Raw genomic sequence first — 13332 nt, 5'->3', positions numbered from 1 at the left:
GATCGCCCGTGCCAGTGAAGACAACCTGTCCGTATTGCGGCGTCGGCTGCGGCGTCCTCGCTGACAGGAATCCCGCGGGCGCCGTCTCCGTCCGGGGCGATCCGCTTCATCCGGCCAATTTCGGGCGGCTTTGCGCGAAAGGATCGGCGCTCGCCGAGACCATCGGCCTCGAGGGACGGCTGCTCGCGCCTGTGGTCAACGGGCAGGAAACGAGCTGGGATGCGGCGGTCGATCATGTCGCGGACGGGTTTGGCAGAACCATCCGCGAGCATGGACCGGACTCGGTTGCGTTTTATGTCTCCGGCCAGATTCTCACCGAGGACTATTACGTCATCAACAAGCTCGCCAAGGGCTTCATCGGGACCGCCAACATCGACACCAATTCGCGGCTGTGCATGGCGTCGAGCGTGGCGGGCCACAAGCGCGCGTTCGGCAGCGATACCGTCCCAGGTTGCTACGAGGATCTCGAAACCGCCGATCTCTTGGTCCTTGTCGGCTCCAATGCCGCCTGGTGCCATCCGATCCTTTACCAGCGCATGGTGGCCGCCAAGGCCAGCAACCCCGCGTGCCGCATCGTCGTGATCGATCCGCGGCGCACAGCGACGTGCGACGGCGCTGATCTGCACCTGCCGCTTCGCTCGGGCAGCGATTCGGTGCTGTTCAACGGGTTGCTTGCCCATCTCGCATCGCGCAACGCCACCGACGGCGCGTTCGTGGAGGGATATACCGCCGGCGCCGAAGCCGCGCTGCGGCAGGTCGCCGGCCAGACGGTCGCACAGACGGCCGACATCTGCGGGCTGTCTGAGGGCGCCGTGGCATTGTTCTTCGACTGGTTTGCCAAAACCGAGCGGGTCGTCACGCTCTATTCGCAGGGCGTCAACCAGTCGAGCAGCGGTGTCGACAAGGTCAATTCGATCATCAACTGTCATTTGTTGACCGGCCGCATCGGGCGGCCCGGCATGGGGCCGTTCTCGCTGACCGGACAACCGAACGCCATGGGCGGCCGGGAAGTCGGTGGGCTGGCCAACCAGCTTGCCGCCCATATGGAGATCGAGAACCCGCGGCACCGCGACACCGTTCAACGCTTCTGGCAATCGCCTGTGATCGCGGAGAAGCAGGGCCTCAAGGCCGTCGACATGTTCGATGCGATCGCCGACCGGCGCATCAAAGCGGTCTGGATCATCTCGACCAATCCGCTGGTCAGCCTGCCGGATGCCGATCGCGTGCGCCGCGCGCTCGAGGCATGCGAGCTCGTCGTCGTGTCCGATTGCATGCGGCATACCGACACCACGCGTCATGCCCACGTATTGCTGCCGGCGCTCACCTGGGGCGAAAAGGACGGCACCGTCACCAACTCCGAGCGCCGTATTTCCCGGCAGCGATCGTTCCTGCCGGCACCCGGCGCCGCACGGGCCGATTGGCAGACCGTCTGCGATATCGCCCGGCGCATGGGCTTTTCGGGATTCGACTATCCGAACGCTGCGGCGATCTTCCGTGAGCACGCCGGGCTTTCGAGTTTCGAGAATAACGGAACGCGCGATTTCGATCTGTCCGCCCTGAACACGCTCGACGACCGCGCTTACGATGCGCTCACCCCGATCCAGTGGCCTGTGACGCGGGAATATCCGACCGGCACGCCGCGGATGTTCGAGACCGGCGAATTCTTCACAGCCGATCGCAAGGCCCGCTTCGTGCCGGTGACGCCGCGTGCAGCCGTCAACGCGACCAGCCGCGATTATCCGCTGGTGCTCAATACCGGGCGGGTCCGCGATCAATGGCACACCATGACGCGCACCGGGAAATCGCCGCGGCTGCTCGCGCATATCTTCGAGCCCTGTGCGGAATTCCATCCCGACGATGCACGCGCGGCCGGCGTGGAGAATGGCGGGCTGGCGCGGCTGACCAGCCCCTGGGGCGAGATGGTGGCGCGTGTTGTCGTCACCGCCGAGCAGCGGCGCGGCTGCGTGTTCGTGCCGATGCACTGGAATGGCGAATATGCCAGCGACGGCCGGGTCAATGCGCTGGTCAATCCAGCGACCGATCCGATCTCCGGGCAGCCTGAGTCCAAGCACACGCCGGTAAAGGCAGCAGCGTATCTGCCGAAATGGCACGCTTTCATCCTCAGCCGGCGTGAGATCGAGCGCCCGGCCGCGGGCTACTGGGTCGGCGGGCTTTCAGGGACGTGCTGGCGGATGGAGCTCGCCGGTGACGAGCGGCCGCCGAGCTGGCGCGATTGGGCACGGGCGCTGCTCCGCGTTGGACACGACATCGAATGGATCGCCTATCGCGATCCGAAGGCCGGCCGCTTCCGCTACGCGGCCGTTCGCGAGGGCCGGCTCGAAGGTTGCGTGTTCATCGCACCCGATCACAGGCTGGTTTCGCGGTCGTGGCTGTCCGGCCTGTTCGCGGAACAGGAATTGTCATCGAATGCGCGGATGTCGCTGCTGACGGGGCAGCCGCTGGATGCCGGCCAGGATGTCGGGCCGATCGTCTGCTCGTGCTTCGGCGTCGGACAACATCAGATATCAGCCGAAATCCTTAAAGGCGCGGCCAGTGTCGACGACGTCGGCCGGCGCCTGAAGGCGGGCACGAATTGCGGTGCCTGCAAGCCCGAGATCAGCAAGCTACTGCGTGGCGCGGCCGTACCCGACCCGCATCCGGCATGAAAACCGGCCTGCACGTCGTAGCCTCACTGTCATCGTGAGACGGAAGTTTCTTTCGATTTCCCGATGAACGAGAACATTATGGCCGCTACGATGCCGGACAACAGAGACGCCGAGAGAACGCCGACGCGGACCTGCGCGAGGACGATTTCGTCGTCGAAGGCGAGTGTTCCGATGAAGAGGCTCATAGTGAAGCCGATGCCGGTCAGGATGGCCATGGCATAGAGTTTCGGCATCGTGGCCCCGTCCGGCATCGCAGCGAGGCCAAGCCTGACGGCAACCAGGGAAGCGCCGAAAACGCCGATCTGCTTGCCGAGGAAAAGCCCCGCAATGATACCGAGCGGTATCGGCTCCGCCAGCTTTTCCAAGGTCAGTCCGTGAAGCGAGACGCCTGCATTGGCGAAGGCAAAGATCGGCACGATGGCGAAATTGACCCACGACTTGAGCGCGTGCTCGGTATTCTCGAGCAGGCTGTGGCCGTCATGCCGGGTCAGCGGCATCGCGAAGCCGACGGCGACGCCGGCGAGCGTCGCATGCACGCCAGATTTGAGAACGCAGACCCAAGTGAACAGGCCGGCGATCAGATAGAATGCCGGCCTTCGCACATCGAGCAGATTGAGGACCACCAGCGCGGCGACGCCGAGTCCGCCGAGCGCCAGCGCCAAAACCGAAAGATCGGCGGTATAGAAAATCGCGATGACGATGATGGCCATCAGATCGTCGATGATCGCGAGCGCCAACAGAAAGGTCTTCAGTGAAGTCGGCACCCTGCGTCCCAGCATGGCGCAGACACCGAGCGCAAAAGCAATGTCGGTGGCGGCCGGTATGGCCCAGCCGCGCAGCGCCTCGGCATCGCCCCAGTTCACCGCGGAGAAAATCGCCGCCGGCGTGATAAAGCCGCCGAACGCGGCGATCACGGGCAATGCCGCCTTCCTCGGGCTCGCCAGCGCGCCCTCGATCGCCTCGCGCTTGATCTCGAGGCCTACCAGCAGAAAGAACACCGCCATCAAACCGTCGTTGATCCAGTGTTCGAGCGTCTTGCTCAGCCCGATCGAGCCGATCCGTACCTCGCCGGTCGTATGCAACAGCGCGTGGTACTCAGGCCCGAGCGGCGAGTTTGCGATGATGAGGGCCGCGGCCGCAGCGACGCCGAGCGCGATGCCGCCATAAAGGTCGGTGTTGTCGGCAATGTGAGGCGCGGCTGTCGGAGCCTTGGCCATCATGAACCAGCCTTGCCGGCCTTCTCGATTGCAACGGACAGCGCGAGTTTGGTTTCCTCCACAATGTCCTCGACCAGTTCTTCCCGGCTGACATGGGCAGCCTGGCCGGTGAGCAATCCCTGTTCGGCGAGCATCACAACGCCGTGCAGCGACGCCCAGATCTTCAGGGCGCTCCGCTCGCGCAACAGTCCCACGGCGGGCGCCTCCAGCGCCTCCACCAGGAGTTCGAAGGTCTCCATGGCCGCGCTGTGCAGCTCGCTGCCTTTCGGCGCGCATGCCATGGTTCGCGACGCGAACATCAGGCGGTAGATGCCGTTGCGGCGCAGGCCGAAATCAAGCGTGAGCTGCGCGAAGCGCGACAGCTTCGATTGCTTCGACGGCTTTTCAATTGCCGCTCGCATCATGGCGCTGAACTGGCGGAATGCTTGGGCCGTGACGGCCGTCAGCAGCGTCTCGCGATCGGCAAAATGCTTGTAGGGCGCCGGCTGCGAGACGCCCAGTTTCTTGGCAAGCGCGCTGATGCTGATCGCTTCGGGGCCGCCGAGCTCGACTTCGTGTAACGCGGCCTGAACCAGGGCATCGCGGAGATCCCCGTGGTGATAGGCATTCAGCGCTTTACGTGCGGGTCGAGGCAGCATTGAACATTATGCTCTATAACTTTTGACTTGACAGCACAACGGCGGCGCGAATGTAATATCATATAACTTCGCGGTGCTCCGGCGGGTCTGTGCCGCTGCGCCGACGGAAGGGCAGCGCGAGACAATGCGCGCCACAAAGAGGGAAACGCTGCGATGGCCGGAAAGCTGAAGATCCGCGTCGACCAGGACAAGTGTCAAGGCCACGCGCGCTGCAAATCACTTGCACCGGAACTGTTCGACCTCGACGAATTCGGCAACGCGCACGAAGTCGGCGACGGCTCCGTGCCTGCGGGTCTGGAAGACAAGGCCTGGCTCGCCCAGAGCAACTGTCCCGAAATCGCGATCGAGGTGACGGAGGAATAGCCCGGTTTTCGAAACCGATTTGGCCCATTTAGGATCTGAACGAACCAGCAGAGGATTTGCTCCGATGTCCGATTCCGCCAGCATCATGCCCGAACATCCGCCAGTCGCCGACTGGATCAACGATTTCGACCACACCGATCCGACCTGGACGGAAAATCCGTTTCCGATCTGGGAAAAGCTGCGCGCGGCTTCGCCCGTCGTTCACACCGAGCGATTCCTCGGCTGCTACATGCCGACCACCTACCAGGCGGTGAAGGAAATCGCCTATGACACTGAGCACTTTTCTTCCCGCCGCGTGATCGTGCGCGACGTTCGCCCGGAGATCACGGCTAGGGCGCCGCCGATCACCTCCGATCCGCCCGAGCACAAGCCGGCAAAGCAATTGCTGCTGCCGCCGTTCACGCCCGACGCTATGAAGAAACTGGAGCCGCGGGTACGTGCGATCTGCAACGAGCTAATCGACGAGTTCATTGTCGACGGCAAGTGCGACGCCGCCGCGCGCTACACCAAGCATGTCCCGGTGCGCGCGATCGCGCACATGCTGGGAATACCCGAGAAGGATGGCGATCTCTTCATCAAATGGATTCACGGCATCCTCGAACTCGGCATCAAGGACGACAACGCGTTGATGGAGGCGGTGCGGGAGATGACCGGCTATTTTGCCGGCCACCTCGAGCAGCGCAAGAAGCATCCGACCGACGATCTGATCTCGACGTTGATGAAGGCGAAAGACAAGGATGGAAATCCGTTGGCGGACGAACATGTGCTGGGTTCGCTGCGGCTGTTGTTGATCGCCGGCATCGACACCACCTGGAGTGCGATCGGCTCCTCGCTGTGGCATCTGGCAAAGACGCCCGCGGATCGCGAGCGTCTCGTCAAGGAACCGGAATTGATGCCGCTCGCGGTCGAGGAATTGCTGCGGGCGTATTCGCCGGTGACGATGGCGCGTGAGGTGATGAAGGAGACGACGATCAGCGGCTGCCCGGTCAAGCCCGGCAACATGGTGCTGCTGTCGTTCCCGGCCGCCAACCGCGATCCCGCCATGTTCCCCGATGCCGACAGGGTGGTGATCGATCGCAAGGAAAATCGCCACGCCGCATTCGGTCTCGGCATTCACCGCTGCGTCGGCTCCAACCTGGCCCGCATGGAGATGACGGTTGCGATCGAGGAATGGCTGAAGCGGATTCCGGATTTCAGGCTCGATCCGGCCGGCAAGGTCACATGGTCGGAAGGCACCGTGCGCGGGCCACGCCAGTTGCCCCTGCTGTTCGGCAAGGCAAACTAAGCGCGGGGAAGGGACGTGATTTCACCTCTCCCGCTTGCGGGGAAGGTCGGGTCGCATCGTAAGCTGCGATCCGGGTGCGGAAATCTTTTCACACGAACGGTGTGACTCGCGGCGGCACCCCCACCCCGGCCCTCCCCGCAAGCGGGAGAGGGAGTGGAGTTCCGCTGCGGCGGCTCTTCGATCTAGTACGCTGCTGCTACTTGACCTCGATCTTCACGTCGCTGGCGACCTTCTTCCAGGCTTCGATTTCGCGCGCAGCTCGCGATCGACGGCGGCCGGTCGATCGGCTGAATGGCCGGATCAATAAGAAACAAGAGGCGGGAGAGGAAGCACCGCCAGCAAGCAGACGGAGGTCGTGATGAGCGTATCTTTGGTGCAGTCTGCCAGAACGGCTATATCGTGCGCTATATCCACGCTGCCATGGATCACTGGGTCAACGTGATGGGCGTCGGGCCTTGGTACTAGATCGACAGGGTCAAGACCGACTATTTCCGCCACCGCGGCCAGGACTCCGCCATGGAAATGAGCGTGGCGCTCGCCAATTCCGGCGATCTCCAGCGCGCGGAAGCGTCCTCATCGATAAAAGGCAACGACAACGTAAGGAATAGCTAGATGACAAGACTTCCCCTGATCGATCCCGCGACAACCCACGGCGACGTGCGTGCGTCCTTCGGCCGGATGCCGGTCGCGCTGAATATCTTCCGGATGATGGCGCATGCCGAGGCCAATTTCATTCCGGCGATGCGGTTCGCCAATTCGATCCTGCATCGCCAGAAGCTCAGCCACGTCAATCGCGAATTGCTGATCCTTCAGGTCGCGCAGTGGGAGCACGGCGAATATGAGTGGCGGCAGCATGTTCCGATCGCGCTCGGCGTCGGCGTCACCCAGCGGCAGATCGACTGCATCGAACAGGGCAAATACGAGGACGCTGCCTTCAATGCCGCCGAAAAAGCGCTGCTGGCGTTCGGTCGGGAAGTCATCGAGAACGTGCGCGTCGCCGAACCGGTCTTTGCCGCCATGCGCAAGCATTTCAGCGAGCAGGAGATCGTCGAATCGATCCTCGCGATCGGCTTCTACATGACCATGGCGCGGCTGACGGAAGCGACCGAGGTTGACCTTGACCCTGCCGCTGGTATGACCGTCTTCGAGGGTGGCCAGAAGCGAACGGGCTGACATTGACCACGCACCCGGTCGCAGCAATCATCGGCCGGTCCAACAATATCGTGGAGCACAGGGATGACGGGTGAGCCGGCGGCGAGCGGTCCGCGACCTCTGGGCGAGATCGCCAGCTATCACGCACACATCTACTACGATCCGGCGACCACTCGGGCCGAGGCCGAGCAGTTGCGCACCTGGATCGGCGAGCGCTTCTCGGTCACGCTCGGACGGTGGCACGACGTCAAGGTAGGCCCGCACGACCAGGCCATGTACCAGGTCGCCTTTGCCCGCGAGATATTTCCCGAACTGGTGCCCTGGCTGATGCTCAATCACGGCAATCTGAGCATCCTGGTCCATCCGAATACGACCAACCCACGCCGGGATCATCTGGCCGATCCGATCTGGATCGGGCCGGTGCTGGCCGTACATGGCGATAGACTGCCGGAGCACGCCGACATGGAAGAGGCGCCGGCACCGAATACCAATCCAATTCTCCGGCCTTGAACACGGCTCCGCCGGTCGAAAGCCCCGCCCAGTTAGCAATACAAGGCTTGAACCTGCGAATTCGGCCGGTCATGATGGCCGAGCGCGCCTGTCTCGATTATGCCTTACTTTGGTTTGCATTATGTTGGGACTTATTCGGTGAATCCTTTAGGAATCAGACGTGATTCCGAAGCGCCGAGCCGGGGACGGATGGATAGAGCTAAGACCAGCGCAGCCGGGCTTGCTTCGAGCCGCGGTACCCGATTGCTCCGCGAGGCGGCATTCGGCACGGCCGCGCTCGCCACGGCGTTGGGGCTTGCCGCCTGGGTGACCGATTTCGACGTGGCCGCCTGGGTCAATCCCGCATCCGCGAATGTTGGCAGCACTTCCTCGTTCGACGAGCGCTTCGGCCCCGCCTCGGTGCGACGTTCGCTGGCCATCAACTATCCCTGGCGCCCCGCCGCCCGCCCGCAGCGCGCGGACTTCGATGCGGAGTTCGAGTACATCGAAATCCTGTTGGGCGGACAATCACGTGAGGAGAACGTTCAATCGCGTGAGGAGGACGCTCAGTCCGCGCCGCCTGCCCCGACAGTCGAAGCGGCGATCCCGCTACCGAGGTCCAGGCCGGTCCTGGCCAATCTTCAGTCGGCGAGGAGCGATCCGCCGCCAGTCTCGTCTGACAATCGCACCATGTTCGAGAAACTCGCCGATCTGATGCCGATGCGTTTTTCGCTGGCCTCGTTGACGCCGGGAGATGGGCTGCTCAGCGAGCGCAAGGATCTGGCCGCGCTCGGCTACGACGGTCAAACCGCTGTTTACGACATCTCGGCCCGCGCTGTTTACCTGCCGAGCGGCACCAAGCTCGAGGCACACTCAGGGCTGGGCAACCTGATGGATAATCCGGCGCATGTCGACCAGCGCATGGTCGGTGCGACGCCGCCCAATATCTACGATTTGAAGCCGCGCGAGAAACTGTTTCATGGTGTCGCGGCGCTGCGCATGACGCCGGTTGGCGAAAACGAAATGCACGGGCGAACGGGCTTGCTCGTGCACAGTTACCTGCTCGGGCCCAACGGCGATTCCAACGGCTGCGTCTCGATCAGGGACTACGACAGATTCTTGCAGGCTTACCGGAACGGCGAGGTCAAGCGGCTCGTTGTCGTGCCGAGTCTCCGTGAAGGCCTCACTGCGTCGCGGCGTTCGCCATCTCCATCATGACCGCAGTCGCGGGCGATGCCGCCGATTCCGACACGCCGTTGCGGGCGGTCTTCAAGATCAGCCTGAACGGCAAGACGGTGTCGATTGCGACCGTCGGGCAGGCCTATCGCTTCATCACCAATCTCTCATCGATCGAATGGATCGAATTCCGCGCGCTGCACGCCGAGGCTGTCAGTGCACTGCAGGGCGCCGCGGGTAACGCGATGCTGACTGTGCAGGCGACCAGCGCTTTGCGTGCGCTGTTCGTCCGCGCGAAGCTGTTGTGAGGACGCATGCCCCGAAGCGACAGCGAGATTGAAGACGATCGCCTGATCCGGGAATTATTGCAGAATTGGGCGATCTGGCGCGATGCCGGAGACTGGGAGCGCTTTCGCACGGTCTGGCATCCGGACGGCCACATGATGGCGACCTGGACGCAGGGCACCGGCGATGAATTCATCGAAATCAGCAAGCAGGCCTGGGCCAAGGGCGTCAACATCCTGCATTTCCTCGGCGGCATCTCGGTCGATCTGGCGGGAAATCGCGCGATTGCACAGACCAAGATGACGATCTCGCAGCGCGCCGAGGTCGAGGGCGTCCTGTGCGACGTGCTCTGCACCGGGAGATTCTACGACTTTCTCGAAAAGCGGGAGGGGCGCTGGGGCATCGTGCTGCGCCAGCCTATCTATGAGAAGGACCGCATGGATCCCGTCACGCCGGGCACGGCGCCGGTGCTGGACAAGGCCCTCCTCGAGCAATTCCCGCCGGGCTACCGCCATCTCGCCTATTTACAGACCCGCATCGGCTACACGGTCAAGCGCGACATGCCCGGCCTGAAGGGGCCCGAAGTCGAGGCTTTGTACGCGCGTGGCGCGGCGTGGCTGCAGGGTAAGCCGCTTAGCTGATCTCCTTGCGCACGGTCACTGCCGCGTCGCACATCGCCTTCAATTTCCCGAACGCGACATGGCGCGGCATGTACTTCATGCCGCAATCGGGCGCGACGACGAGGCGATCGGCCGCAACATGCTTGAGACCGTTGCGGATGCGGTCGGCCACGACATCAGCAGATTCGATCTCGGGATTGCCGAGGTCGAGTACGCCGAGCATGATCTTTTTCGAGGACAGGTCCTTGAGCACGCCGAGATCGAGTTTCGGCTGCGCCGCCTCGATCGAAATCTGTTCGGCGTTGGTGTCGGCGAGCTCGGCGAGGAACGAATAGCCGGCCGGCTTGGTCGAGCCGGGCACCACGGCAGCATAGCCAAAACATAGATGCACGACGGTGGGCACGGTGATGCCTTCGAGCGCGCGGTTGATCGCCTTGACCGCATAGCGCCTGGCGAGGTCCGGATTGTTGCGCACCCAGGGCTCGTCGAGCTGGATCACGTCGGCACCGGCCGTTTGCAGGTCGAGCGCTTCGGCGTTGACGGCCTCAGCAAACGCCATCGCCAGTTCTTCGTCGTCCTTGTAGAACTCATTCTTCGCCTGCTGGCTCATCGTGAACGGGCCGGGCAGGGTGATCTTGGCCGCTCGATCGGTGTTCTGGCGCAGAAATTCCATATCGTGCAGCTCGACCGGGCTACGGCGCTTTACCGGAGCAACCACGCGCGGCACCGGCGTCTGATGCCCGCTGCGCGACGTGATCATCGCCGGATTTTCGTCATCGATGCCCTCAAGCGCGGTGGCGAAGCGGTTGGAATAGCTCTCGCGGCGGATTTCGCCGTCGGTCACGATATCGATGCCGGCGCGCTCCATGTCCCTGATCGCAACGATGGTGGCGTCGTCCTGCGCTTCCTCCAGATGTTCGGCCGGCAGCCGCCACATCGCGTGCATACGGGTGCGCGGCACCACCTTCGACAACATCGCGCGATCGACCAACCATTCCGGCTGCGGGTAGCTACCGACGACTGTGGTTGGCAGAAGATGTTTCGGCAGGTTCATCATCGTCTCCGTGCTCTTATCATTATGCCTGTCGTTTCAAGCCGCGCGCGTCGCCGTGGCCGCGACCTCGTTCTTGATCGGATTGCGTAAGATACCGATGCCGGACACCTCGACCTCGACCACGTCGCCATCCTTCATCCAGAGCGGCGGCGTGCGATAGGCGCCAACGCCGCCGGTGGTGCCGGTGACGATGACGTCGCCCGGAACTAGTTCGGTAAAGGTCGAGCAGTAGGCGATCAGGGCAGGGACATCGAACACGAGGTCCGAGATCGGCGCGGCCTGCACCTCGACACCGTTGAGACGGGTGGCGATTGTCTGCTTGCTGATGTCGGGGATTTCGTCGGTCGTGACCATCCACGGTCCGAAAGCGCCGGTGCCGACGAAATTCTTGCCCGGCGCGAATTGCGAAGTGTGGCGCTGCCAGTCGCGGATGCTGCCGTCATTGTAGCAGGCATAGCCCGCGACGTGCGCGAGCGCTTCTTCGCGCGAAATCCGGCGGCCGGCCTTGCCGATGATCACGGCCATCTCACCCTCAAAGTCGAAACGCTCCGACTCCAGCGGCCGGATCATCGGCTGGCCGCCGCCGACCTGGCTGTTGGCGAAACGGGTGAAGATCATCGGATGCGGCGGCGTGGGATGGCCGCTTTCGGCAAGGTGCGTGGCGTAGTTGACGCCGATGCAGAAGATCTTGTCCGGGTCGGGCACGGTCGGCAGCAGCTCGGTTTCGGCCAATGCGTAATCGGGACGCTCGCCCTGCAACGCCTTCAGCTCGTCGAGCACTCCGTTGGCGAGCAGCGACTTCAGGGTCGGATAGTCCTTGAGCCGTTTCCCTGCATCGACAATGCCTATGTTCGTGACCAGGCCGTAGGTTGCCGTCTGGCCTGCCTTGAAACTCGCGATCCTCATGTTGTGACACTCTCTTCGATGTTGGAAACGTAGGGCTGGATGGGCAGCACGATCTCGCCCGATCGAATCGGGACGCAGTCGGGCGGAAAGTCCTGGTGGAAGCGCGCGCCGGCTTTCTCGACGCGGTCGAGAAAGCGTTCGAGGTGGTCCATGGCACCACTCGGCAGATCATGCAGCACCATCAGGCTCCACGGCTGCGAGCTGCACAGTTCGAGGGCTCGGTCGACCCAGCCGTCGGGATCATCCCAGTCGCGCGGGATCGCATTCCAGAGCACACAGCTATGCTTGTTACGGATGAGATAGTCGACAACGGAGGGTTTCAACAGCCGCTGATCGAGATTGCCGCCGCCGCCGAACGGCCGGAACCAGCGCTCTGCATGGGCGAGGTCGCCGACCGCATCTTGCGCCCGGCCGATCTCGCTTTGTGCCGCGTTCGGATCGCGTTGCTGCCCGAGCGGCACGGTGTGCGTAAAGGTGTGGTTGCCGATCCAGTGGCCTTCGTCATGGGCGCGCGCCGCCAGCCGGTGGCGTTCGGGATGACAGAGCTTCTCGCCGATCACGAAGAAAGTCGCCTTGATGCCGCGCTCGCGCAAGATATCGAGCACGCGCGGCGTCACGCCGGGCTCGGGACCGTTGTCGAATGTCACCGTCAGGTCGAACACGCGAACCACTCCGTCAGGTCACAGGCTGCAAGGCAGCGGGCGCGATTTCTTCCACTGCAGTTTGTCCGGCGTGCGTGCCGGTCTGCCAGATCGCGGCCTTGCGCTCGATCCATTTGATCGCAGCGTTGAAGGCGATCGCCATCGCCAGCACCAGCAGTACGCCGGCGAACACATGCGGGCTGTCGAGAATGGTACGGTAGCGCGAGATCAGATAACCGATGCCGGCGGACGAAATCAGCATTTCCGATACCACCACGCCGACGATCACGAGCGCGCCGCCGACGCGCAGCCCCGACAGCACGGTCGGGATCGCCGCCGGAATGATGACGCGAACCAGCCGCTGGCTCAGCGTCGCGCCCATGCTGCGGGCGGCCAGCAGCAGCTGCGGATCGATGGTCTGGATGCCTGCGGCGGTCGCCAGCATCGTCGGCAGAAAGCCGTAGATCGAGGCGAAGGCGATCTTGGATTCCGAGCCGATGCCGAGCCAGACAGTGAATACCGGATAGAGGATGACCAGCGGCACCGCATAGAGGCTCGAGACCATCGGCATGATCAGGATGCGCGGCCGCGGCAGGCTGCCGACGACGGCGCCGAGCAGGATGCCGCCGCCGCAGGCGAACGTCATCGAGATCGCGACCTCGTAGAGCGTCACGGCAAGGGCAGGAGCGTATTCGCCCGCCTCGTTCCAACCCGCTGCGAGCGTCGAGGACAGCGACGGCAGAAACAATTCCGGAATGAAGCCGGCGCGCGGCAGGATTTCCCACAGCGCGATCAGCCCGATTACGATCAATCTGCGAATGGTTGCCGCGCTCATTTCTG

General features: G+C 63.3%; 14 protein-coding genes and 1 pseudogene. 9 read left to right on the top strand and 6 right to left on the bottom strand.

Annotation, left to right across the window (positions count from 1 at the left end; translation table 11 throughout):
- Positions 1 to 8: 8 nt before the first annotated feature.
- Positions 9 to 2666, top strand: a complete 2658-nt coding sequence (locus tag HCN58_RS21465) for a nitrate reductase (protein WP_171581391.1) — start codon at positions 9 to 11, stop codon at positions 2664 to 2666.
- Between the two features lie 29 nt (positions 2667 to 2695).
- Here the strand turns inward: HCN58_RS21465 and nhaA are convergent, their stop codons facing one another.
- Both nhaA and HCN58_RS21455 read right to left on the bottom strand, forming a co-directional pair.
- Positions 2696 to 3883: a Na+/H+ antiporter NhaA gene (gene nhaA, locus HCN58_RS21460; protein ID WP_171581390.1), complete on the bottom strand. Its 1188-nt coding sequence runs from the start codon at positions 3881 to 3883 to the stop codon at positions 2696 to 2698.
- Entirely contained in the window at positions 3883 to 4521 is a 639-nt protein-coding gene (locus HCN58_RS21455; protein ID WP_171581389.1) for a TetR/AcrR family transcriptional regulator, read from the bottom strand. The genes nhaA and HCN58_RS21455 overlap by 1 nt, the downstream gene beginning before the upstream one ends.
- A 153-nt stretch (positions 4522 to 4674) precedes the next feature.
- Here HCN58_RS21455 and HCN58_RS21450 point away from each other — a divergent pair, with 153 nt between their 5' ends.
- From HCN58_RS21450 to HCN58_RS21420, 8 genes and pseudogenes are all read left to right on the top strand, one after another.
- Complete coding sequence (locus HCN58_RS21450) at positions 4675 to 4884, top strand: ferredoxin (protein WP_057853801.1); 210 nt, start codon at positions 4675 to 4677, stop codon at positions 4882 to 4884.
- A gap of 64 nt (positions 4885 to 4948) precedes the next feature.
- Positions 4949 to 6169, top strand: coding sequence for a cytochrome P450 (locus tag HCN58_RS21445; protein ID WP_171581388.1), 1221 nt, complete (start codon positions 4949 to 4951; stop codon positions 6167 to 6169).
- A 303-nt stretch (positions 6170 to 6472) separates the two neighbouring features.
- Positions 6473 to 6727 (top strand): annotated as a pseudogene (locus HCN58_RS35995) (VOC family protein); the annotation flags it as partial.
- A 54-nt stretch (positions 6728 to 6781) separates the two neighbouring features.
- Positions 6782 to 7342 (top strand): carboxymuconolactone decarboxylase family protein, encoded by a 561-nt coding sequence (locus HCN58_RS21440; protein ID WP_171581387.1) that lies wholly within the window; start codon positions 6782 to 6784, stop codon positions 7340 to 7342.
- Positions 7343 to 7405: 63 nt separating this feature from the next.
- Entirely contained in the window at positions 7406 to 7831 is a 426-nt protein-coding gene (locus HCN58_RS21435; RefSeq protein WP_171581386.1) for a DOPA 4,5-dioxygenase family protein, read from the top strand.
- A 189-nt stretch (positions 7832 to 8020) separates the two neighbouring features.
- On the top strand, positions 8021 to 9028 hold the full coding sequence (locus HCN58_RS21430; protein WP_171581385.1) for a DUF2778 domain-containing protein: 1008 nt from the start codon (positions 8021 to 8023) through the stop codon (positions 9026 to 9028).
- Positions 9025 to 9294, top strand: a complete 270-nt coding sequence (locus HCN58_RS21425; RefSeq protein WP_171581384.1) for a hypothetical protein — start codon at positions 9025 to 9027, stop codon at positions 9292 to 9294. The genes HCN58_RS21430 and HCN58_RS21425 overlap by 4 nt, the downstream gene beginning before the upstream one ends.
- Before the next feature lie 6 nt (positions 9295 to 9300).
- The gene (locus tag HCN58_RS21420) at positions 9301 to 9912 is read left to right on the top strand and encodes a nuclear transport factor 2 family protein (RefSeq protein ID WP_171581383.1); all 612 of its coding nucleotides are present in this window, start codon (positions 9301 to 9303) and stop codon (positions 9910 to 9912) included.
- On the opposite strand, the gene HCN58_RS21415 is transcribed toward HCN58_RS21420, so the two are convergent.
- From HCN58_RS21415 to HCN58_RS21400, 4 genes are read right to left on the bottom strand one after another with little or no spacing between them, the layout of a single operon-like run.
- A complete protein-coding gene (locus HCN58_RS21415; protein WP_171581382.1) occupies positions 9905 to 10945 on the bottom strand; it encodes a 5-methyltetrahydropteroyltriglutamate--homocysteine methyltransferase in 1041 nt (346 codons plus the stop codon). The two genes, HCN58_RS21420 and HCN58_RS21415, sit on opposite strands and share 8 nt — an antisense overlap.
- Positions 10946 to 10981: 36 nt before the next feature.
- Complete coding sequence (locus HCN58_RS21410; RefSeq protein WP_171581381.1) at positions 10982 to 11851, bottom strand: fumarylacetoacetate hydrolase family protein; 870 nt, start codon at positions 11849 to 11851, stop codon at positions 10982 to 10984.
- Positions 11848 to 12513: a polysaccharide deacetylase family protein gene (locus HCN58_RS21405; RefSeq protein ID WP_171581380.1), complete on the bottom strand. Its 666-nt coding sequence runs from the start codon at positions 12511 to 12513 to the stop codon at positions 11848 to 11850. Before HCN58_RS21405 ends, HCN58_RS21410 begins: the two co-directional genes overlap by 4 nt.
- Positions 12514 to 12526: 13 nt before the next feature.
- The gene (locus tag HCN58_RS21400; protein WP_171581379.1) at positions 12527 to 13327 is read right to left on the bottom strand and encodes an ABC transporter permease; all 801 of its coding nucleotides are present in this window, start codon (positions 13325 to 13327) and stop codon (positions 12527 to 12529) included.
- Positions 13328 to 13332 lie beyond the last annotated feature (5 nt).

This window comes from Bradyrhizobium australiense (assembly GCF_013114825.1).
Lineage (GTDB): Bacteria > Pseudomonadota > Alphaproteobacteria > Rhizobiales > Xanthobacteraceae > Bradyrhizobium > Bradyrhizobium australiense.
The sequence above is the reverse complement of the archived record's forward strand: the minus strand, read 5'-3'. Positions and strand labels throughout refer to the sequence as shown.

What these genes read in the sequence shown, in the direction of transcription:
- HCN58_RS21425 (WP_171581384.1), top strand. Translation starts at nt 9,025, where the DNA reads ATGACCGCAGTCGCGGGCGATGCCGCCGATTCCGACACGCCGTTGCGG.
- HCN58_RS21420 (WP_171581383.1), top strand. Translation starts at nt 9,301, where the DNA reads ATGCCCCGAAGCGACAGCGAGATTGAAGACGATCGCCTGATCCGGGAA.
- HCN58_RS21400 (WP_171581379.1), bottom strand. Translation starts at nt 13,327, where the DNA reads ATGAGCGCGGCAACCATTCGCAGATTGATCGTAATCGGGCTGATCGCG.
- nhaA (WP_171581390.1), bottom strand. Translation starts at nt 3,883, where the DNA reads ATGGCCAAGGCTCCGACAGCCGCGCCTCACATTGCCGACAACACCGAC.
- HCN58_RS21430 (WP_171581385.1), top strand. Translation starts at nt 8,021, where the DNA reads ATGGATAGAGCTAAGACCAGCGCAGCCGGGCTTGCTTCGAGCCGCGGT.
- HCN58_RS21440 (WP_171581387.1), top strand. Translation starts at nt 6,782, where the DNA reads ATGACAAGACTTCCCCTGATCGATCCCGCGACAACCCACGGCGACGTG.
- HCN58_RS21450 (WP_057853801.1), top strand. Translation starts at nt 4,675, where the DNA reads ATGGCCGGAAAGCTGAAGATCCGCGTCGACCAGGACAAGTGTCAAGGC.
- HCN58_RS21445 (WP_171581388.1), top strand. Translation starts at nt 4,949, where the DNA reads ATGTCCGATTCCGCCAGCATCATGCCCGAACATCCGCCAGTCGCCGAC.
- HCN58_RS21410 (WP_171581381.1), bottom strand. Translation starts at nt 11,851, where the DNA reads ATGAGGATCGCGAGTTTCAAGGCAGGCCAGACGGCAACCTACGGCCTG.
- HCN58_RS21415 (WP_171581382.1), bottom strand. Translation starts at nt 10,945, where the DNA reads ATGAACCTGCCGAAACATCTTCTGCCAACCACAGTCGTCGGTAGCTAC.
- HCN58_RS21455 (WP_171581389.1), bottom strand. Translation starts at nt 4,521, where the DNA reads ATGCTGCCTCGACCCGCACGTAAAGCGCTGAATGCCTATCACCACGGG.
- HCN58_RS21435 (WP_171581386.1), top strand. Translation starts at nt 7,406, where the DNA reads ATGACGGGTGAGCCGGCGGCGAGCGGTCCGCGACCTCTGGGCGAGATC.